This window comes from Nocardia halotolerans (assembly GCF_042650145.1).
Classification (GTDB): Bacteria; Actinomycetota; Actinomycetes; order Mycobacteriales; family Mycobacteriaceae; genus Nocardia; species Nocardia halotolerans.
The window spans coordinates 1,178,502-1,199,369 of record NZ_JBHSDL010000014.1; the positions used below are offsets into that span (position 1 = coordinate 1,178,502).

At 69.0% G+C, this 20,868-nt stretch carries 18 protein-coding genes and 1 tRNA gene; 3 read left to right on the forward strand and 16 right to left on the reverse strand.

The window, feature by feature from the left end; translation table 11 throughout:
* Window positions 1-9 precede the first annotated feature (9 nt).
* Window positions 10-378: a GntR family transcriptional regulator gene (locus tag ACFO5K_RS16050; protein WP_378562615.1), complete on the reverse strand. Its 369-nt coding sequence runs from the start codon at window positions 376-378 to the stop codon at window positions 10-12.
* Window positions 375-1,607: an arginine deiminase gene (arcA, locus tag ACFO5K_RS16055; protein ID WP_378562618.1), complete on the reverse strand. Its 1,233-nt coding sequence runs from the start codon at window positions 1,605-1,607 to the stop codon at window positions 375-377. Before arcA ends, ACFO5K_RS16050 begins: the two co-directional genes overlap by 4 nt.
* Before the next feature lie 133 nt (window positions 1,608-1,740).
* Here arcA and soxR point away from each other — a divergent pair, with 133 nt between their 5' ends.
* Window positions 1,741-2,226 (forward strand): redox-sensitive transcriptional activator SoxR, encoded by a 486-nt coding sequence (soxR, locus tag ACFO5K_RS16060; protein WP_378562621.1) that lies wholly within the window; start codon window positions 1,741-1,743, stop codon window positions 2,224-2,226.
* Between the two features lie 18 nt (window positions 2,227-2,244).
* Here soxR and ACFO5K_RS16065 read toward each other — a convergent pair whose 3' ends face one another.
* The 8 genes from ACFO5K_RS16065 to ACFO5K_RS16100 form a co-directional block, all read right to left on the reverse strand.
* Window positions 2,245-3,372 (reverse strand): glycosyltransferase, encoded by a 1,128-nt coding sequence (locus ACFO5K_RS16065; protein WP_378562624.1) that lies wholly within the window; start codon window positions 3,370-3,372, stop codon window positions 2,245-2,247.
* 123 nt (window positions 3,373-3,495) lie between these two features.
* Window positions 3,496-4,473, reverse strand: a complete 978-nt coding sequence (locus tag ACFO5K_RS16070; protein ID WP_378562627.1) for a GAF domain-containing protein — start codon at window positions 4,471-4,473, stop codon at window positions 3,496-3,498.
* Window positions 4,474-4,481: 8 nt separating this feature from the next.
* On the reverse strand, window positions 4,482-6,323 hold the full coding sequence (locus tag ACFO5K_RS16075) for a putative bifunctional diguanylate cyclase/phosphodiesterase (RefSeq protein WP_378562630.1): 1,842 nt from the start codon (window positions 6,321-6,323) through the stop codon (window positions 4,482-4,484).
* Window positions 6,324-6,366: 43 nt separating this feature from the next.
* Window positions 6,367-8,511 carry an Rv1355c family protein gene (locus ACFO5K_RS16080; RefSeq protein ID WP_378562633.1) on the reverse strand — a complete coding sequence of 715 codons (2,145 nt, stop codon included), beginning with the start codon at window positions 8,509-8,511 and terminating at the stop codon, window positions 6,367-6,369.
* Window positions 8,508-9,248, reverse strand: a complete 741-nt coding sequence (locus tag ACFO5K_RS16085; protein WP_378562636.1) for a hypothetical protein — start codon at window positions 9,246-9,248, stop codon at window positions 8,508-8,510. The genes ACFO5K_RS16080 and ACFO5K_RS16085 overlap by 4 nt, the downstream gene beginning before the upstream one ends.
* 232 nt (window positions 9,249-9,480) lie before the next feature.
* Complete coding sequence (locus ACFO5K_RS16090) at window positions 9,481-9,921, reverse strand: effector binding domain-containing protein (protein WP_378562639.1); 441 nt, start codon at window positions 9,919-9,921, stop codon at window positions 9,481-9,483.
* Window positions 9,918-10,361, reverse strand: coding sequence for a GyrI-like domain-containing protein (locus ACFO5K_RS16095; protein WP_378562642.1), 444 nt, complete (start codon window positions 10,359-10,361; stop codon window positions 9,918-9,920). The genes ACFO5K_RS16090 and ACFO5K_RS16095 overlap by 4 nt, the downstream gene beginning before the upstream one ends.
* A 137-nt stretch (window positions 10,362-10,498) precedes the next feature.
* Complete coding sequence (locus ACFO5K_RS16100; protein WP_378562645.1) at window positions 10,499-11,425, reverse strand: alpha/beta hydrolase; 927 nt, start codon at window positions 11,423-11,425, stop codon at window positions 10,499-10,501.
* A gap of 345 nt (window positions 11,426-11,770) precedes the next feature.
* Here ACFO5K_RS16100 and ACFO5K_RS16105 point away from each other — a divergent pair, with 345 nt between their 5' ends.
* Window positions 11,771-13,258 (forward strand): MDR family MFS transporter, encoded by a 1,488-nt coding sequence (locus ACFO5K_RS16105; protein WP_378562648.1) that lies wholly within the window; start codon window positions 11,771-11,773, stop codon window positions 13,256-13,258.
* Between the two features lie 84 nt (window positions 13,259-13,342).
* Here ACFO5K_RS16105 and ACFO5K_RS16110 read toward each other — a convergent pair whose 3' ends face one another.
* The 3 genes from ACFO5K_RS16110 to ACFO5K_RS16120 form a co-directional block, all read right to left on the reverse strand.
* A complete protein-coding gene (locus ACFO5K_RS16110; RefSeq protein ID WP_378562651.1) occupies window positions 13,343-13,537 on the reverse strand; it encodes a ferredoxin in 195 nt (64 codons plus the stop codon).
* Between the two features lie 2 nt (window positions 13,538-13,539).
* Window positions 13,540-14,760, reverse strand: coding sequence for a cytochrome P450 (locus tag ACFO5K_RS16115; protein WP_378562654.1), 1,221 nt, complete (start codon window positions 14,758-14,760; stop codon window positions 13,540-13,542).
* 123 nt (window positions 14,761-14,883) lie between these two features.
* Window positions 14,884-15,519, reverse strand: a complete 636-nt coding sequence (locus tag ACFO5K_RS16120; protein WP_378562657.1) for a hypothetical protein — start codon at window positions 15,517-15,519, stop codon at window positions 14,884-14,886.
* 155 nt (window positions 15,520-15,674) lie between these two features.
* Between ACFO5K_RS16120 and ACFO5K_RS16125 the strand changes: the two genes are divergently transcribed.
* On the forward strand, window positions 15,675-18,800 hold the full coding sequence (locus ACFO5K_RS16125; RefSeq protein ID WP_378562660.1) for a BTAD domain-containing putative transcriptional regulator: 3,126 nt from the start codon (window positions 15,675-15,677) through the stop codon (window positions 18,798-18,800).
* Between the two features lie 90 nt (window positions 18,801-18,890).
* Here the strand turns inward: ACFO5K_RS16125 and ACFO5K_RS16130 are convergent.
* From ACFO5K_RS16130 to ACFO5K_RS16140, 3 genes are all read right to left on the reverse strand, one after another.
* Window positions 18,891-18,963, reverse strand: a tRNA-Ala gene (locus ACFO5K_RS16130).
* Window positions 18,964-19,060: 97 nt separating this feature from the next.
* Complete coding sequence (gene sepX, locus ACFO5K_RS16135; protein WP_378562663.1) at window positions 19,061-20,074, reverse strand: divisome protein SepX/GlpR; 1,014 nt, start codon at window positions 20,072-20,074, stop codon at window positions 19,061-19,063.
* A 136-nt stretch (window positions 20,075-20,210) separates the two neighbouring features.
* Window positions 20,211-20,861, reverse strand: a complete 651-nt coding sequence (locus ACFO5K_RS16140; RefSeq protein WP_378562666.1) for a GNAT family N-acetyltransferase — start codon at window positions 20,859-20,861, stop codon at window positions 20,211-20,213.
* Window positions 20,862-20,868 lie beyond the last annotated feature (7 nt).

Below are 20,868 nucleotides of genomic sequence, written 5' to 3' on the forward strand. Positions count from 1 at the left end.
CGGTAGGGCTCAAGCCTGTAGCGCACGCTGGACGAACTCGATCGCCGCGCTGTCGTCGAGGCCGAGGCGCCGGATCGTGGCGATGTAGTCGACCGCGGCCCGCCCGGCGATGTCGCGGGTGGGATCGCCGGAGGAGGCGATGAAAGAGCCTTGGCGGCCACGGGTTTCGACCACACCGTCGGCTTCGAGTTCGCGGTAGGCGCGGGCGACGGTGTTGGGGGCGATGCCGAGCTCGGCGGCCAGGGCGCGCACGGTGGGGATCTTGGTACCCGCGGTGAGCGTGCCCGCGCGGACCTGCTCGATCACCGCCATGCGTAACTGGTCGTACGGGGGCTGGGTGGAATCGGTGGACAGCTCGACGTGGAACACGATGCTCACACCTCGTCTCGGGACAGCGGGCAGGACATGCACCGGGGACCACCGCGACCGGAGCCGAGTTCGGAACCCTGAATGGTGAGCACCTCGATCCCTTCGTCGGCCAGGCGCGAATTGGTCATCTCGTTGCGTTCGTAGGCGACCACCACCCCCGGGGCGAGGGCAAGGGTGTTGTTGCCGTCGTCCCACTGTTCGCGTTCGGCGGCCGGGCCGTCGCGCCCGGTGTCGATCACGCGCAGTTTCGGGATGCCCATGGCGGCGGCCGCGGCGGGCAGGAACGGTTCGGGTCCGCTGATACCGATGGGGTCGAGGCCGCGGCCGGTGGCGCGGTCCGCACGGCGAATGGTGAAGGCTTGCAGGGTTTCGCGTACTCCGGGGTACATCACGACCGCGTCGGTGTCGACCATGGTGCACACCGTGTCCAGGTGCATGGTCGCACGGTTCTGCGCGATCGGCACCACCAGCACGGTGTGGGCGAGGTCGTCGTCGAAGAGGCTGCGTGCCAGGGCCTCCGCGCCCGCCGGGGTGGTGCGTTCGCCCACGCCGACCGCGACCACACCGTGGGCGAGCAACAGCACGTCACCGCCCTCGATGGGGGCGGTGTGGGACTCGTAGGCGCGGCGTACCCCGAGGAAGCGCGGGTGGAAGGCGTAGACGAGGTCGGTGAGCGAGGTCTCGCGGTTGCGCGCGGGCAGCGCCAGCGAGGTGATCGCCACTTTGGGGCCCACCCAGAACGAGGAGTCGCGGGTGAACAGCAGGTTGGGCAGTGGGTCGATGACGAAGTCGGCACCGTGGTGCATGCGCCGTACCAGCGAGGTGGTGTCGGGTCCGAAGGGCAGTTCGTCGAAGGTCATGCCGGCCATCAGGATATCGGCCAGTTCCCCGGCCGGTACTTTGCGCAGTTCGGCGGCGAGCTGGTCGGCCAGGTCGTGGCCGAGTCTGCGCGCGTCGACGGCGGCGGAGATGCCCTGGATGCGGGCGGCGCCGCTGGCGGCCAGGGTTTCGGTGAGCAGGTCGGCCAGCAGCAGCACTTCGACTCCGCGCGCACGCAGCACCGTGGCGAACGCGTCGTGTTCTTCCTGTGCGCGTTCGACCCAGGGGATGCCGTCGAAGAGCAGTTGGTCGTTGTTGCTCGGGGTGAGCCTGCGCAGCTCGTCGCCGGGGCGGTGCAGCAGCACCGTGCGCAGCGTGCCGACCTCGGAGGTGACAGCCAGGCGCGAGTCGGTTCCCATGGACGAAACGGTAATGCGATCCGCGCGTGCCTGCCAGAACGACCCGCGCTCGCGCCACGGGCGAGTCGGCGCGTTTTTCGTACAGGACACAAACACCTCAAGTATTGTTGAGGTGAAAGTGGGAGGAGCGCAGATGACGACGGCCGATTGGCACACCAAGGAGCTGACCCCCGGCCAGCTTTCCGATCGTAGTGGAGTCGCGGTGTCCGCGTTGCACTTCTACGAACGCGAGGGGCTCATAACAAGCCGGCGGACCAGCGGAAATCAGCGGCGCTACGCTCGCGAGACGCTGCGCCGCGTCGCGTTCATCCGCATCTCGCAGCGGGTCGGCATCCCACTCAGCGAGATCCGGTCGGCGCTGGATCGGCTGCCCGAAGGCCGCACCCCCACCCGGCGCGACTGGGAGACGCTGTCCACGAACTGGCGCGAGGACCTCGACGACCGCATCATCCAGCTCACCCGCCTGCGCGACAACCTCACCGGCTGCATCGGCTGCGGCTGCCTGTCGCTCGGCTCGTGCAAGCTGGTCAACGAGCACGACCGGCTCGGCGCCGAGGGCCCCGGCGCGCGCGTACTCGACGTGCAACTGAACTGCCCGTCGAAATCCGGCTGCGCCTGATCGCGACGGCCGGCGCCCTCAGCGGTCCAGTACCGCGAGCATGCCCGCCACCGCCCGCGGCCAGGGGAATTGTTCGGCGCGGGAGCGGGCGGCGCGACGGCGGTGCGGAGTGGGCAGGGCCAGCACGTCGGTGACGGCCCGGGCGAAGGCTCGGGGGCGGTCGGCGGCGACGGCGCCGCATTCGGCGGTGACGATATCGGCCAGCGCCGAGGAGCGGCTGGCGACGACAGGCGTGCCCGCGGCGAGCGCTTCCAGGGCCGCGAGGCCGAAGGTCTCGTGCGGGCCGGGTGCCAGTGATACATCCGCGGTGGCAAGGAGTTTCGCGACCAGCGACCGGTCGCTGAGGAAGCCGGTGAAGTGCACCGCCGGCTCGCCACCGGGCAGGGCGGGCAGGGCGCGGGCGCGGCGTTCGAGCGCTTCCCGACGCGGACCGTCACCGGCGACGACGAGCCGGGCAGGCACGCCGGCCCGGTGCAGCGCCCCCACGGCCTCGATGCTGCGATCCACCCGCTTCTCCACCGACAACCGGCCGCAGTGCACCAGCATCGGATGCCCCGCGACACCCAGATCCGCCCGCAATCCGAGGTCGCGGCGCCGTGGGCTGAACAGGTCGAGGTCCACACCCAACGGCACCAACTCCACATTGGGCGCGCCGATGCGCTGGAATTCCGCACGCGCGAAATCGGTGGTGCACACCACCATGTCGTACTCGTCGGCGGTGCGCCGGTTGGCCACGTCGGCGCAGCGGCGGGCCGCCGGTCCGGGCAGGAACTGCCCGAGCAGGCGGTCGAGCCGTTCGTGCGAGATCATCACGCTGGTGACGCCGCGTCGCCCGGCCCAACGCCCGAAGCCGCGCAGCGTCAGCCGGTCCGACACTTCGAGCACGTCCGGGTCGAGCCCGGCCAGTACATCGGCCACCCGCCGCGGGTCCGCCGCTCGATACCCACCGGTTCCCGGAATTCGCAGCGCGGGCAGGGTGATTCGCACCGCGCCGGTGGGCAGCACTTCCTCCGAACGCTGGGCCCCCGGCACGATCAGCACCACCTCGTGTCCGGCCGCCACATACCCGCCACCGAGGTGATGCAGAGCGGTGCGCAACCCGCCTGAGCGCGGGCCGTAGAAGTTGGCGAGCTGCACGATGCGCACACGCCGATCGTCCTGTCGCCGGGGTTACCCACGGGACCCGCCCGCCGAACGGCACATGAACAGCGCCCAAAGAAGCGGCCGACCCGATTCGCCCGGTCCGCGACGACGCGGCCGGCCACCGGCTCAGACCTGCTCGGCCGACCAGACCCGCAACAGTCCGTGCCCGGTGGCGGCGGTGGTGATCGTCTCCAGCTCCACCTGCGCGCGAATCCACTCCCCCTCGGCGAAGCGCACCCGCAGCGCCAGCCGCCGGCAGGCGCCGGGCCTGCGGGCGACCTCGGCGCAGGCACTGCGCAACGCGGCCAGGTCGATGGGGTCGATCACCGGGCGCTCCACCGCCCAACGATCCAGCGGCGGCGGCGGGGCGCTCGCCCACTCGTAGATCACGGCACTGGAGAGCAGAATCAACCCCACTCCGACTCCGCTGCGCTGCGACACCATCCGCAACATCGTGACGTCGGGATCGACAGCGCTGTCGCCGTCACGCAGTTCGGGCACGGCGTGCATCAACGCGCTCAGCCGCCGCAGGTCGGGCCGCGCCCGGGTGACCATCTGGAAGCGGCGCACAGTGTCGTCGTCGCCGAGCATGTCGACCTGGCCCTGCCAGTGTCCGCCGGGTTCGAGCCGGGTGGCCATGTCGAAGTAGTCGACCCGCCCGTCGAAGCGCACCATCCGCCCGAACGCGTCGGGTGGGGTGCGCACCACTCGTACCAGTTCCGGTTCCCTGGCGAAGACCAGTTCTTCCAGGCCGGGCCCGTGGTGGGCCAGTTCGGTGACCGTGTCGAAGTCCCATGCCGCGACCCGGCGCCGCGGGGACACCGGCGCGTCCACCGGCCCCACCCAGACCTGCACACCGTGGATCCCGCCGAGGGCACACCGCACGGGTTCGGCCAGCACGATGGTCTCCCCCTCGACCACCCGGTGCGAGTCCGCCGACGCCGCGCAATGCTCGACCGTGTCGATGACCAGGCCCGCGCGCGCCGGGCCGAGCGTGCGGTGCAATCGCGCGAGCCCGGACCACTGCCTGGGCCGCGCGTCCTCGGCGACGAGGGTGCGCTCTCCTGCGAGGGTTTCCAGCAGCAACCATCGACCTGGCGACATCACCGCGTTCAGCTCGACGCCACGCCGCGTCCCGCACGGGGCAGATCGAGATCGAGCGGGATGCGCCCCTGCCGCAGATGCTCCTCGACTTCCGCGGCGGGCAACGGCCGCGCGATCAGGAACCCCTGCGCGCGATAGCAACCCAGCCCCACCAGTGTGCGGGCCGCCATCGGCGTCTCCACCCCTTCACCGACCACCCCGAGCCCGAAGGATCCGGCCAGCCCGATGATGGACTTCACGATCGCCAGGTCGTCGTTGCTGTCGCCGAGTCGTTGCACGAAGCCGCGGTCGATCTTCACCGCGTCCACCGGCAGCGCCTTCAGGTGTGACAGTGAGCTGTACCCGGTGCCGAAGTCGTCGATGGCGATCTGCACGCCCATGCGCTTGAGGCCGCGCAGGGTGAGCCTGGTGCGCATGAGGTCCTGCACCACGACGTGCTCGGTGATCTCGAGGCACACCGAGCTGCCGTCGATCTGGTAGGTCCGCAGCACTTCCTCGATGCGTTCGACGAAGTCCAGGCTCACCAGCTGCACGGGTGAGACGTTGATCCGGATCACCACATTGGCCGCGAGCCCGCGGCGACGCCACTCGGCGAACTGCGCGCAGGCCGACCGGATCACCCAGCGGCCGAGCTCGCCGGCGAGGTTGGTGGCTTCGGCGACGGCCACGAAGGCGCCGGGCGGCAACAGTCCCCTGGTGGGGTGCTCCCAGCGCACCAGGGCTTCGAGCGCGACGATGCGGCCGGTGCGCAGATCGACCTCGGGCTGGTAGTGCAGCACGAGGGAGTTGTCGGAGACCGCTGTGCGCAGGTTGAGCTCCACGTCGTCCTGGAGCTCGAACTGGGCGCGCATGGCGTCGGTGAACACCACAACCCCGTTGCCGCCCCCCGATTTCGCGGCGAGCAGGGCATGGTCGGCGCGGCGCAACACGTCGGAGACGCTGGTTTCGCCCGGCACACCCAGGGCCACTCCGACACTCACCCCACGGCTCACCGACTCGGTGCCGACCGAAACCCGCTGACTGATCAGTTGCTGCAATCGCGACGCCTCGAGCTCGGCTTCCACCGCGTCCATCGTCTTGGCGGGGACGATGACGAATTCGTCGCCGCCCAGGCGCGCGATCATGTCGTCGCTGTCGAGGTTTTCCATCAGCCGCGTCGACAGCGAGCGAATGAACGTGTCGCCCGCGCTGTGGCCGAGGAAATCGTTGAGGGCTTTGAGCCGGTCGAGGTCGAGGAAGAAGGTGACGACCGGTCCCTGCTCGCCCGCACGCAGCCGCGATTCCATGTGTTCGAGCAGCGCCCGCCGATTCGCCAGTCCGGTCAGGTCGTCGTGGGAGGCGATGTAGCGCAGCCGCTCCTCGGCCTCCACCCGCGCCTGCAACTGGGCGAACAGGGCCGCGATGGCCTTGAGAACGTTGAGCTCGCCCGGGCTCCAGTCCCGGTTGCCGCGTTTGATGAAGCCGAGCACGCCGCTGGAGCGGCCGCGCGAAACGAGCGGAACGCAGGCGGTGACCACCGACTCGAGTCCGGCGGAGCGCCGGATCGTCTCCTGGTAGTCGGGCACGGTGTCGCCGCGCCGGATGATGATCGGTTCGGTGGCCTCTTCCAGTTCCCGGAACAGCGAATCGGCGTCGGCGAACGCGACGACCCGTAAGGGGTCGGGGGTCGGCGGGTCGATGCGGCGCGGCCATTCGGCCACCAGCACCGTCACGCCCCGTTTGCGGTCGGTGTGGCGTAGGTAGGCGAAGTCGACGTCGAAGTGGTCGACCAGATCGGCGAGCACACGTTCGCTGGCGGGTACCAGTGTCGTGGCGTCGACGCCCATCAACTCCGAGGCAACCTGGGTCACCAACGAGTCGAGTGTTCGCCGCGGCACCGTGTCTCCGATCGTGCTATCCGTTGTTCCCCGAGCCGAGTACCGGGAGCCTGCTGCTCCGGATGGTTGGAGCAGGCGCGCAACTCAGCCGGAGTACCAAAGCGACCGCCTCGTGCACGGGGACTCTGATCAGCTCGAAGAATCGCTTGTGGACCGAAGTCAGTGTATCCGTGAACTCCGCAGATACGCTGCGCAAATCCTCGGTGTCCCTGGCGTACAGGAAAACCGGCGAGACCGGTTGCACCGCCAAATCATGCCGCTGAGCTGCGAACCAGACCTTCTGTACGGCCGTACCACCGCGCACGTAGTCCGAAAGATCCGGTTCGGCGCCCGCCTCGGCGGCAACGGAGACAACGATCACTGCCGAACTCGACGTGACCCGGTCGCGGGTGTATTCGCCCAGTGCCCGCCCGGCCGACCAGGAACGCAGACGTTCCATCACATCGGGTCGCCGGCCGATCTGCAGTTTCGCCTGCTCGTCGGGTGCCAGTTCCAGCGAGCGCACGTCCAGCCCGGTGCGCAGGTCGTCGGTGGGCCAGCGCAGTTCCGAGAACATCTCGGCGTGCAACCGGGGGGTCAGGTACCGGATCCGGTCGGACTCGCCCAGCAGCTCGGCCGCCTCCACGATGCCGTCACGGTCGGTCACGCTGTAGAGGTTCGCGCCGGCTCGGGCCGCCACCTCGGTGAGTTCGGCGAGGACCCGAGGATCGATCTCGGCGCCGTCGCCGAGATGACGGTTGGTGGCGCGGGTGCGCACCTGCGGATACTCGCCGGCCAGTTCGGCATCGCCGCCGTCACCGAGTCGCAACGTCACCGAGAGCGCGTCGGGCGCGTTCACCGCGATCTGATGCGGTCCGAGCAACCCGTGCGCCGCCGCGGCCGCGCGCGCGTTGTGCAGGGCCGCGCCGATCGCCACCGCACTGCCCCGGTAGCCGACATCCATCGTCGAGGTGCGGGAGGGGTCGAGGTCGATGCGAACGACGTCACCGTCGAGCGTGGCCGACCACGGTTGGGTGTTGCCGCCGGAGGGCGCGCGTTGCACCGCCTCGAGGATCAGCGCCCGGGGGGAGGTACCGGTCGCGGTGTCCTCGACCTCGACGGCCTGCGCCGGCAGCTCGAAATCGACCGGGGCCGGTTCGGTGAGTTCGTCGAGCGCGCGCTCGAGGTCGACGCGGACCCGCCCCGACGCCAGTTCCTGCCCGAGACCGAGCCTGCGCACCGCGGCCGCGGCGATGGCGGCACCGAGCTGGATGTCGCCACCGAGCTGCGGCCAGGTGGTCACGGTCTCATCGATCTCGGCCAGGCTGGCGGCCATCCGCGCCGACAGCTCCCTCGGGTCGAGGATGCGCATCACGTGCGGGGCTTTCTCGCGGGTGGTGAGCCCACGCAGATCCGGTCCGGTCGTCGCACCGAGCAAGCCGTGGAACGGCGGGCGGTCCGGTTCGAGATCGAAGCGCTCCACATCGAACAGGCCACGGTCACTGGTGTCCATCAGCAACGGAATCCGGTGGCGGCGAGCGCCTTCGCGCACCGCGAACTTCACATCCAGCGAGTCGCACTCCTCGAGCACCACCGACAGGCCGTCGAGGAACCGGTCCATCGACTCGTCGTCGATGCCCTCGGGGTAGACCTGCACCGGCAGGTACGGGTCGAGTTCGGCGATGCGGCGCGCGGTGACCACACATTTGTTCACGCCGATGTCGAAGAGCCCCGCGGGAATCCGGTTCAGGTTCGACAGTTCGACGGTGTCGAAGTCGGCGAGCCGTAGCAGTCCGCAACTGCCTTCGAGCGCGAGGGTGTAGGCCACCGCGTGCCCCACGCTCTGCCCGACCACGCCGATCGACCGGGTGGCGAGGGCGGCCTGTTCCTGCCGGGTCAGCTTGTTGCGGTTGCGGTCGAGCCGGATGGCCCGGAACGCCTGCGCTCCGACGATGCCCCGCAGCGCTCTGCGCCACGGGTAGTACACCCACCGGTCCTGCGCCGGATCCGCGTCGGGCGGGTTGTTCACCCGCCGCAGTTCGGTGCGCATCGGTTCGCGCAGGTCGACCAGCTCGATTCCGGGTTCCCGGCGCAGCCGCGCCAGCTCGGCGGCGTCTTCGGGCGAACTGTCGTCGAGCACGACCGGCCGGAACACATCGTTGGGGTGCACAGTGTCGGTCATGCCCGGACCACGCCGTCCGAATCGGCGACGAGCCCGTTTTCCGACGCGACGAGCTGGCGGCGCTCGACGGCGATCAGCGCGCGTTGCCGGGGCGTCGGGGCGAGCTCGTCGGTCAGATCCCACGACATGGGGACGGTGAAGTAACGCTCGTCCGGATAGACCACGCCGGGGACATCGGCCCAGCGGCGCCCGCCGCTGGATTCGTAGCGCTCGACACCGCGCACCGCCGTGGTGACGAAGGCGTGGCGCGCTCGCAACCGCCAGGCGATGTGGACGACGCCGCGCGAGAGCAACGCGCCGATCTCGGCTCGCTGGTGAGCGGTACGGTCCGACCACACCGCTTTGATCTCTACCAAACCCTCCGGTACGCGTTCGGCTATCGCCGAGCGCATGGCATCCTCGCCCGCTGTGGCACGCCAGGGGCCGAAGCCGTCGACCTCCTCGACCGTGGGGTGCGGGCCCTGGGCGCGGAGCCCACCCACCACGGCACCGCCGGCATCGGTCACCACGAGGAACATCGTGGTCGACAGTCCGCTGCGCATCGCCTGATAGTCCAGCGCCGACTCGACGCCGTAGTGGCGGTAAACCTTCAGCGCACCCTCGGTGTATCGACGCCACGTGGCGGGCCGATCTGCGGGGGACGACAGTTCCGCGGTGCAACCGGTGACGAAATCGTGGTAGCGCAACCCGCCCGCATCCACGTCACCGACCGGGTCCGTGGGGATAGACAACCTCATACAACTCCGTACCTACACGCGATACCGCGTCACGTCCCGCACTCGGCCCAGCCCTACGTGCTGAACGACGAGAGATTTGCTCTCGAAGTATCCGTCATGCAACGCGGTTTCGCCAGAGTCTCGGCAAATACTCCGACAACATTCAGAGCAAACTGAAATATCCGCAGGTCAAAGGCTTGGATCAATGGGAAATTAGATCAAACCAACCGAACGGTTTTACGTCAGCTAATCATCAGTTATCCACCTGGATCGAGACGAACAGCTCCACGGTTTCCGGACCGTGCCAGACCTCGATCTCCTCGCGATAAGCGCGCGAGATCTCGGCCGACGCGGTGGCGTCGTCGACCTGCGCCCACACGTCTTCGACCGGGTCGTGATAGTCGCCGTTGGGGGCGAAGCGCGCGTAGATGCCCTTCGGCACGCGCACCATCAGATCACCGACCGGCACCTCGTCGGGACTGGTGAACTCGCGCGCGACCAGCGCGTTCCAATTGCCCGCCGGGTCGGGGACATAGACGGTGTGCAGCAGTTCGGCGTCATCGGGCCGGTCGCGCAGCCGATCCTTGAGGAACTCGATGAGGTCGCTGTTGCTCACCTTGAAGCTCGGGTGCACCCGGGGCACCACCAGCCCGCCGTACAGCGCGGCCCGGCGCACCACGATCGAATAGGTCATCGCGGATCGACCGCCAGATACAGGTCGATCTTGTACGCGTGCGGGTAACACTCGAAATCGCCGGTGAAAGTGCGCTTGATCTGATTGTGCTCCTCGGCGAAGGCGATCTGGGTCCACAGATCGGTCATCACCTGCGGGAAGTTGCCGACCGAGGAGAAGCGGGCGTAGGTGCCGCGCGGCAGGCGGGCCGTCAGATGACCGCGCGTCACCTGCTCGAGCGAATCGCACTGGTAGCCGACGATCTGGGTGTTGTAGGTGCTCAGTTCGCCGGTGTAGTCGGTGTAGGCGCTGGCCAGCGGGCCGCCGAGATCCTGGTGCAGGACAGCCGACCACGCGGCCTCGAGGTCTCGGTCGCGCAGCTCCCCGAGCGCGCGTTTGGGACTGCGGACCGGGAGCCCGGCCACCCATGTCTCGTCCCGCTCGACGATTTCGAACTGCATTGATGACTCTCTCGAAGGGTCGGCACGGTTGCGTCATGCTATCAACATCGGTCTCCCCACCTAACCACACCTGAGCTGGACAAATGTCCATCACCATGTCGTTGTCGCCCGGCCCGCCCGCCACCCGGAAACCGGCTTCAGCTGATGGCGGCGGCCAGGTGCGGCCAGGCTTCGTGCAGGTCGGTCTCGAACTGACCCCAGGTGTGCGCACCGGTCGGCCGGTGCACATGGGTCGCCGGGATGCCGAGCTGCGCGAGCCGCCCGGCGAAGGCCGCTGTGCACGCTCCCGCGATCGTCTCCAGCGGCGGGAAGGGCAGTCCCTTGTCATTGGCACCGGGTACACCGGTAGCCGCGGCGAGGAAGATCGTCTTGCCCGCCAGCCGACCGGCATTGGCGAACACATCGTGCTCGCGCCACTCGGCCCCGCCGGGCACGCCCCACATGTTGCCGGGATTGCCGCCACCACGCACCGCCTGCGCGCTGGCCATCGCGATCCCCATCGGATCCGCGGCCCACGGGCAGCCACTCAGGGCCGCCACCGCACTGAAACGCGAACCGCTCTGGATCGCCAGATCCAGGGCCGAGGACGCGCTCATCGAGACACCGGCGATCGCGTTGCGCCCGTTGGTGCCCAGCGCCGCGTCGATCACGCCCGGCAGCTCCCGGGTCAGATAGGTTTCCCAGCGCACCCGGCCGACGCCGGGATCGTCGGCGACCCAGTCGGTGTAGAGCGAGAACGCCCCGCCGACCGGCATCACCACGTTCACGAACTTGTCGGCGAAGAAATGCCGCACATCGGTGTTGTCCCACCAGGAGATGCCGTCGGCACCACCGCCGGCACCGGTGAGCAGATACAGCGTGGGCGCACCGGCCCCGGCCGCCTTGATCACCTTGTTCTGGATCACCCGGTCCATCGCGGGCGAATACACGTCGATCTGCGCGGCACGTCCACCCAGCGGAATCTCCCCCGCCACGTGCGCCCCCGGAGCAGCCGTGGCCTGGGCCCCACCCAGCACGGTCACGATCGCGCACACCACAGCAAGCCACACCCTCGATGTAGTCACCGCTCCGGTATACCGCGCCGCATCGCGACACCGGCCGGTCACACGCCGACCATGCCGAATCGATGCCGACTCGCCGAACTCACCACGCCGGAGTGACCAGGCTCACCATTTGCGGGCGAAGCCCTCGATACCACCGTCTGAGCTGGGCGATCACATGGCTATAACGGCTGCGGAAAGCGGAAAACCCGGTGATTTCTGTCGTACCCGATCGGAATACTGACTGGCGTCCGATGAGTTGGACCCACCGAGCCCGTCCTTTTACTTGTGGTGCCGGGAAGTCGTGCATTCGTCATCGGGCCACAGCTCACGCCCGCCGAACCACCCTGCTTCCCGGAGGTTGCACCGATGCCAGCCGATATATCCGCACCTGCCGCGAAGGAGCGGACCCCGATCGTCATCCGGGTGCTGGTGCTCGCGACGTTCGTCGTGATCCTCAACGAAACGATCATGATCAACGCCATCCCGCGGCTGATGGCCGACTTCGGAGTCACCGAGGTGGCGGCGCAGTGGGTGTCCACCGCGTTCATGCTCACGATGGCCGCCATCATCCCGACCACCGGCTGGTTCCTGCAGCGCGTCACCACGCGCCAGGCCTATGCCACCGCGATGGCCACGTTCATGGCGGGCACCGTGCTCTCGGCCGTCGCGCCGACCTTCGCGATCCTGCTCATCGGGCGGATCATCCAGGCCGGTGGCACCGCGGTGATGATGCCGCTGCTGATGACCACCCTGATGACCGTGGTGGCGGAGAAGGACCGCGGCCGGGTGATGGGCAACGTCACCCTGGCGATCTCGGTCGCCCCGGCGATGGGCCCGGTGGTCTCGGGTGTGGTGCTGCAGGTCTCCGTACCGCAGATCGATTCGTGGCGGCTGCTGTTCGTGCTGATGCTGCCGATCACCGGTGTGGTCACCTGGTTGGGTCTGCGCCAGCTGAAGAACGTCGGTGAGCCACAGGCCGGTGCCATCGACCTGCTCAGTGTCGCGCTGGCCGCGCTCGGTTTCGGTGGCCTGGTGTTCGGTCTGAGCAAGTTCCACGGCGACGACTACACGACGGCGATCGTGATCGTCACCGCCGGCATCGCGCTGATCGCGGCGTTCGCCCTGCGCCAGCTGCAGTTGCAGCGCACCGGCACCCCGCTGCTCGACCTGCGGGTGTTCCTGTCGGGCACCTACAGCAAGGCGCTGGTGCTCATGGCCATCGCGTTCCTGGCGATGATGGGCTCGATGATCCTGCTGCCGCTGTACCTGCAGAACCTGCGGGACCTGAGCCCGCTGGAAACCGGTCTGCTGGTGATGCCCGGTGGTCTGGCGATGGGTCTGCTCGGCCCCACCGTCGGCAAACTGTTCGACAAGTTCGGTGGCCGCGTGCTGGTGATCCCCGGCTCCATCGGCATCACCGCCGCGCTGGCCGGTTTCACCCAGATCTCGCTGACCATGCCGTACTGGCAGCTGCTCGCCCTGCACATCCTGCTGATGGTGTCGCTGGCCGCCACGTTCACCCCGGTGTTCACCTTGGGCCTGGGCGCCCTGCCGATGAACCTGTACTCGCACGGCAGCTCGATGCTGGGCACCCTCCAACAGGTCGCCGCCGCCTTCGGCACCGCCCTGGTGGTCACGGTCATGTCGGCGCGCAGCACCACGCTGATCGACACCGGCACCGACCCGACCATCGCGACTCTGGACGGTATGCGCCTGGCCTTCCTGATCTCGGCCGTGCTGGCCGTGATCGTGATCGTGATGGCCGTACTGCTCCCCGCCCGGTCAGCCACCCACAACGCACTCCCCGCGGAAGAAGCCGACGAGCCCGAAGCTCCACAACTCGTCAAGAACTGATCCGCAGCACCGAAGCCCCCGACCGCACCTTCACGCGGCCGGGGGCTTTCGTGTCCCGAGGTTGCCCCGGCACCGCCGTCGCGATCAGGGCTCATCGATCGTGAGCGCCCCGGACGGGCAGCACTGCACCGCTTCCCCCACGGCGGCATGCTCACCGGGTGGCACCGCCGCGAGCAACACCACCCTGCCCTCGTCATCGTCCTGTTCGAAGACCGTCGGGGCGAGCAACGCGCACATGCCCGCGCCGACACAACGATCCCGATCCGCCGTGATTCGCATCCTCACCCATGCTTCCAAGTGACCGGAAGCTCGTGCACGCCATAGATGTTCATGTCGGTGCGCAGCGGCACCGCATTCGCGGCGACGGCCAGCTCGAGGGTCGGGAAGCGGCGGAGCAAGCCGGTGAACCCGGCGCGCATCTCGATGCGGGCCAGCTGCTGGCCCAAGCACTGGTGGACACCGTGGCCGAAGGCGGTGTGGCCGCGTGCCCTGCGGTAGACGTCGAGGGTGTCGGGGTCGTGGAAGCGCGCCGGGTCGCGATTGGCGGCGAGCAGCGAGACCACGACGGTCGAGCCCTTGCCGATCGTCTCACCGCACAGTTCGATGTCTTCGGTGGCGTAGCGGTAGAAGATATCGGCGACCGACAAGTAGCGCAGGAGCTCGTCCACGGCATCGGGGACCAGCTCCGGATCGGCGCGCAGTGCGGCCGCCTGCTCCGGATGCTCGAGCAGCGCGAAGGTGCCCAGGGCCAGCATGTTCGCGGTGGTCTCGTGGCCCGCGAGCAACAGCAGGAACGCGATGCCCACCAGTTCCTCGATGTCGAGGTCCGGGTCGCGGGCCAGGTCGGAGAGGATGTCGTCGCCGGGGTCGGCGCGTTTGCCGGTGACCAGGTCGGCCAGGTAGCTCGTCATGGCACCGAACGCGGCCATCTTCTCGGTGAGCTCCTGCTCCCGGACCAGGAACTTCGCCGAATTGACCTGGAAGGTCGCCCGGTCCGCGTACGGTACGCCGAGCAATTCGCAGATCACCAATGAGGGCACTGGCAACGCGAACGCCGCCACCAGATCGACCGGTGGGGTGAGCCGTGCCATCTCGTCCAACTGCCGCTCGGTGATCTCGATGATGTGCGCTTCGAGCTGCCGCATCCGCTTGACGGTGAATGCCCCGGTGAGCTTGCGCCGCAAGCGGCTGTGGTCCGGCGGGTCCATGGCGACGAACAGTCCCGGAGTCGGCGGCGACGGCTCGGTCGCGACCGGCATGCCCGGGATCTCGTACGGCACGTGCACGATATCGAGGTCGAGCCGGGAGCTGAACCGGGTGTCGGCCATCAGCCTGCGCACCGCCTCGTAGCCGGTGACCAGCCAACCTTCATGGCCGTCGGGAAAGATCAGGGGGCTCACCGGGCGCGCTTCGCGAAGCCGGGTCATCGCACTCGGTGGATCGAAGGGCCCCGCATCGCGTTGCTGTGGAAGGCCGTGTGGGACAGGGCAGGTTTCGGTCATCAGGTTTCCTGTCGGAGTGGATCGGACTGAAAGTGCTCGGCTACGAGCTGGATCGGCGGCGCGTGTGGCGGTACGGCCGGGCGACTCGGGCGGCGCGAACCACGTTCGCACCGCCCGAGAGGACTACGCGGCAACGGTGTGCCGGACGATGATGTTGCCCAGGATGTTTCGGGCGTGGATATGCACGTGCTCAGCCGTCGAGGCGACCGGATCCATGAGGTTGTGCACGGCCCCGGCTCCGGTCTCGGATTCCATCCGGACCACGCTGCCGGGGTGCACGCCCACCTCCAGCTCGCCGGAGGAGGTCTCGAGGCGAAACTCGCCGCGCACCGCCTCACCGATGCGGATGTCACCCTTGGCGGTCTTCGCGGTGACCGACTCCTGCGGGCGCTCGATAACGATGTCGCCCAACGAAATCGACAGCCGGCAACGACCCAGTTCGCCCGCACCGAACAGCCGGCCGACTGCGGCGATGCCGGTGAACTGCGAACCGGTCGGTACCGCGACCACCAGTTCGATCGCCGGGTTGCCACCGAACGGGGTGTGGGTGTGCCAGTCGCGCCGGCTGGTCACACTCAGGGTGCCGGCGGCGAAGTCGACCACGGTGTGCTCGGCGGCGCGGACGTCGGCCTTCTTCGCCGGGTCGGCGGGCCGTACCTCGACCACAGTGTCGGTGCGGTCGTCGGCGATGACGGTGACGTCTGCACAGAGCACGTCGACGGTGACGGTGATCGGGGCGGGGGTCTGGAAGGTGTACACGGGATTCTCCTCGGTGTGTGCTGCTGCGTTGTTGATGTGACCACTGTCGCGAGCACCGCTGACGCCGAGCTGACACCGCCCTGACGGCTCCGCTGACACGAACCCGGCACTGCCACGAGGGGGAACCTCACGGACACGCGGGGCACAATGGCCGGGTGCAGATCGGAATACTGGGACCGCTCGAGATCCGTACCGAACAGGGTGGGTCGATAGCGATACCGGGTTCCCGGTCCCGGGCCCTGCTCATCGCCTTGGCGCTCGAACCGAATCGCGCGGTGCCGAAAACCGAACTCATCGACTGGATCTGGCACGAGAACCCGCCCGCCGACCCGTCGAACGCGTTGCAGGCGTTGGTGTCGCGGCTACGCAAGGCACTGCCCGACGGAGCGATCGAGGTGCAGCCCGGCGGTTACCGGCTCACGGTGCCACCACACGCGGTCGACGCCGCACGTTTCGAACAACTGCTCGACCGGGCCCGCGGCCGCGACGACGCCGAGCGGTCCGAACTCCTGCGCGAAGCCCTCGAGCTCTGGCGCGGGCCCCTGCCGCAGGACCTCGGCGACAGTGCGACCGCGGTGATCGCCCGGTTCGACGCCTTGCGCGCGGCTGCCATGGAGGACCGCTACGAGGCCGAGATCCGGTTGGGCCGCGGCCCCGAGTCCGTCACCGCGCTGACCGAATTGGTGGCCGCGCGTCCGGTGCGGGAACGGCTGGTCGCCGCGCTCATGCGAGCCTTGACTGCCGCCGGCCGCGGCGCCGAGGCACTGGCGGTGTATCAGCGGGCGCGTGCGGCGCTGGCCGACGAGCTGGGCGTCGATCCGTCACCGGAGTTGTCTGCCCTGCACGTAGCCCTGCTGCGCGGTGAGGTGGGCGCGAGGCCACGGGAGCGTACGACCAATCTGCGGGCCGAGCTCACCAGCTTCGTCGGCAAGCACGCCGACATCGCCGCCGTCCGCGCCCTGCTCACCGCGCACCGGCTCACCACCCTCACCGGTCCCGGCGGTTCGGGAAAGACCCGGCTGGCGGCGGAAACCGCCCGGACCATGCTCGACGACCTGCCCGACGGTGCCTGGCTGGTGGAACTGGCCGGCGATAGGAGCGCCGACCTGGCGCAGTCTGTGTTCGCCGCCCTTGGCCTGCGCGACGCGCTGCTCGGCACCGCGCCGAACGCGCAACCGATGGACCGGCTCGTCGCCGCCATCGGCGACCGCGAGACCTTGCTGATCCTGGACAACTGCGAGCATGTGATCGAGGCGGCGGCGACCTTCGCGCACCGGTTGCTCGGTGAATGCGGGCAGCTGCGGATTCTCGCGACCAGCCGGGAACCGCTGGGCATCACCGGCGAGGCCCTGTGGCAGGTGGAACCACTATCCGTGCCCGCGCCCGGCGCCGACACCCACACCATCGAAACCTCCCCCGCCGTCGCCCTGCTGCGCGACCGGGCGGGCGCGGTACGCAAAGACCTCGGCACCGATCCCGGCACCCTGGCCACCATGGCGCGCGTGTGCCGGGCGCTCGACGGGATTCCGCTGGCGATCGAACTGGCCGCGGCCCGATTGCGCACCATGTCCCTCGATCAGCTCGCCCACCGCCTCGACGACCGGTTCCGGCTGCTCACCGGCGGCAGCCGCACCGCCAACCCGCAGCACCGGACGCTGCGGGCGGTCGTCGACTGGAGCTGGGAACTGCTCACCGACACCGAGAAGCTGGTGCTGTGCCGTCTCGCCGTGTTCTCCGGCGGTGCCGCACTGGCTGCGGCCGAACAGGTCTGCGCCGACACCGCGGCGGTCGGGCCGTGGGAGGTGCTCGACCTGCTCACCGCGTTGACCGAGAAGTCACTGCTGGTGGTCACCTCCGATGCGGTCCCGCGCTATCGCATGCTCGAGACGATCAAGCAGTACGCCACCGACCGGCTGGTGGCTGCGGGCGACGCGGAGCCGGCGCGCCGCGCGCACCTGGCCTACTTCACCGAGCTCGCCGCCACCGCCGAGCCGCACCTGCGTCGCGCCGGGCAACTGGAGTGGCTCGCCGTCTTGGCGGCCGAGCACGACAACCTCGCGACGGCGATGCGCGGCGCGCTGTCCCGGGGCGACGCGGCCGCGGCGATGCGGCTCGCGGCGTCCGCCGGTTGGTACTGGTGGCTGGGTGGCCACAAAGCCGAGGGCACCGAACTGGTCACCGCGGCCGCCGAATTGTCCGGCGAGGTCGACGACGAGACCAGGGCCACGGTGTACGGCCTCGTCGTGCATTTCCTGACCTCGGGCCGCAACGACCAGCACCACGTGCGGGAATGGATCCACCGGGCCCACCGGTTCGCCCGGCGGAGTTCGGGCACCCACCCGGCACTGCGCTTCACCAGCGCCCTGGAACGCATGCTGCGTGGTCCGGACGAGTACCTGCCCGCCTTCGAAGCGCTGCTCACCGACGAGGACCCCTGGTCACGGGCGCTGGCTCGACTGCAACTGGGCAAGCTGCGCACCGTTCTCGGCCACAGCGGCACCGCGGCCGACACTCAGCTCGAGCTGGCACTTACCGAATTCCGCGCTCTCGGCGAACGGTGGGGCATCTCCTTCGCGCTGACCGAACTGGCGAACCGCACCGCCATGCGCGGCGAATTAGCCGCTGCCTGCGCGCTTTTCGACGAGGCGATCATCGTGGTCACCGAGGTCGGCGCGATCGAGGATCTCGCGGGTATCCGCGCCCGCCAGGCCCAGCTGTACTGGCTGCTCGGCGACATCGAGGCCGGCGCGACCGCCATGACCGAAGCGCAACGGTACGCCGACCAGACCGGCCGGCCGGCCGCCCTGGCCGAAATCGCCTTGGCCCGAGCCGAACTCGCACGCTGGAACGGCGACACCGCCGTGGCCCACCACCAACTGGCCACCGCCCGAACCCTTCTCGGCAGCGAAGCCGAACAACCGGTCGTCAGCGCCACGGTCCATATCCTGCTCGGCTACCTGACCGGAGATCCCGACCAGGCCCGCACTCACCACACCAGCGCCTACCAGGCCGCCTCCACCGCCGGGCACGCACAACTGCTGGCCCAGATCCTGGTCGCCGTCGCCGACCTGTCCCTGCGCACCGCGGACTACGAACAGGCCACCCGGCTCCTGGCCGCGAGCACCACCGTCCGAGGTCTGCCCGACCTCTCCCAACCCGACACCGCCCGCATCGAACGAACCGCCCGTCAACATCTGGGTGACCAGAAGTTCGCCGAGGCAACCCAGGAAGGCACCCGAGCGAACTTCTCGGAACTGGTGGCCCGCACTCTCGGAACATGAGCCCGTGGCCGGGCGGGAGGTATGGGGCTCCGCATGATGAAACGAGTACGGCTCATGCTCTCCATGAGCATGAGCCGTACACGAATGTTGTGGAGCTAAGGGGAATCGAACCCCTGACCTTCTCGATGCGAACGAGACGCGCTACCAACTGCGCTATAGCCCCGTGCGGCTCTGGCGAACCGCGCTGTGACACTGTATCAGGCGGTGTGCCCGGATACCGAATCGGTACTGTGACCTGCTGTTCTGCGTGGTTGCACCAGTTACTCGCCGACGGCGCGGCCGAGGTCTTCGACTCGGTGGCGCAGGGCGCGGGCGGTGGCTGGATCGAAGGCTTCCAGATGTTCGAACATCGGGTCTTCGTCGTCGGTGTCGAGCAGGGCGGAGCGGCGGCGCAGGGCGCGGGCAGTGTCGCGGTCCATGGTGCGGCGGGTGGTGGTGGCCGCCTCGGGGGTGACGGTGGCGGCTTCGCGGCGGGTGCCGCGAGTGAGCCGGGCCGCGCGGCGGCGGCGGATCTCCTCTTCCACGTGCACCTGCTTGCGCAGGTAGGCCAGGTACCCGCCGAGGACCACGGCGGACAGGCCGCAGGCCGACCAGAAGAAGGAGTTCAGCAGCATGCCGAACGCGGCGAACAGGATCACCGCGATGATGAGGCCGAGGACCGCGCGCTGCCGGAAGCGGTAGCGGGCGGCGCGGGCGATCGCGTCGGCCTCGGGGTCGTAGCCGCCACGGCCGCGCCGCGTCGGGACGAAGTCCTCGTCGCCCTCCAGGGGTTCGGGGCCGGGGAGGTCGTCGAGGCGCGCGGGCGGTGCGGGCGGGATGCGAGCGGCGGGCGGCGGGTCGGTGTCGGCGCTCGCGTCGTCGGCGGTATCGCTCGATACCGGTTGGGCGACAGTGTCATCGATGCCGTCGCCGGCGAGGTCGGTCGTCTCCTCGTCCTTGTCGTCGATCTCGATGCCATCGGCATCGGGTTCGGTTGTGGCGGTCAGTTTTTCGTCATCGCCTTCGGTGACGGGCTCATCGGTCGTCATCCGATCCTCCGAATCAGTACGGTGGGGGCGCTTGCTCAGCACACGGGGGCGGTAGTCGGGATCACTCTCGTGACCGCCTGCCGCACCGATGCGAATCCGCCGTTCGGCCCCGCCACGGTGTAGCACGCGCGTGGCGAGCGCGGCATCGGTGGTGCGGCGGATCCGGGGATGCCGGTCCGCCAGAATCGGGAACAGGACGAAGACCCAGAGTACGACCAGTCCGATCCACAGGATCGAATTCGGCATCGCGGTCATCACCTCCCGTCCCCGCCTGCATATTGTCCATCCGTGGACGCACCACCGACGTCCGTAGGTTAATTCGGGCGCGCGCACCCGCGTGGCAGGCGCGCCGTGCACACCTGTCACATGAGTAACAGAAATTTCACGGCAGCGCCGCTCGACCCTCCCTGACCAGGCGGTTTACCACAGTCCCCATGACCTCTTCCACAGTGAGACCGACCAGTAGGTGATCGCGCCAAGCCCCGTCGACATCGAGATATCGCCGCAGCAGACCCTCCTCGCGGAAGCCGACATTGCGCAGCACCGCCTGGCTCGCCAGGTTCTCCGGCCGCACGGTCGCCTCCACCCGGTGCAGACCGACCGGACCGAAACAATGGTCCAGGCCCAGCCCGAGCGCCGCGGTCGCCACGCCCTGCCCACTCAGATCCTTGGCCACCCAGTAGCCGATCCAGGCCGAGCGCAACGCGCCGCGCACGATGTTGCCGATGGTCAGCTGACCGCTGAACTGCCCGTCGACCTCGATCACCAACGGGATCATCGCCCCGCGCCGCGCCTCGGCCTTCAGACTCGTCCACAGCGACGGCCAGTTCGACGCGTGGTTGCGCGCCTCCCAGCTGCCGCGCCCGGTCGGTTCCCACCGCTCGAGGTGATCCCGATCGCGTAGCCGGATCCGGCTCCAGGCCGCGGCGTCCCGAAAACGCACGGGGCGCAGCGTCACCTGCCCGCCCGCCACCGTCACCGGTCCCAGGCGTGCGGGCCAGCCCGGATGCTGTCCCGCCCGGAATACGTTCATCGACTCC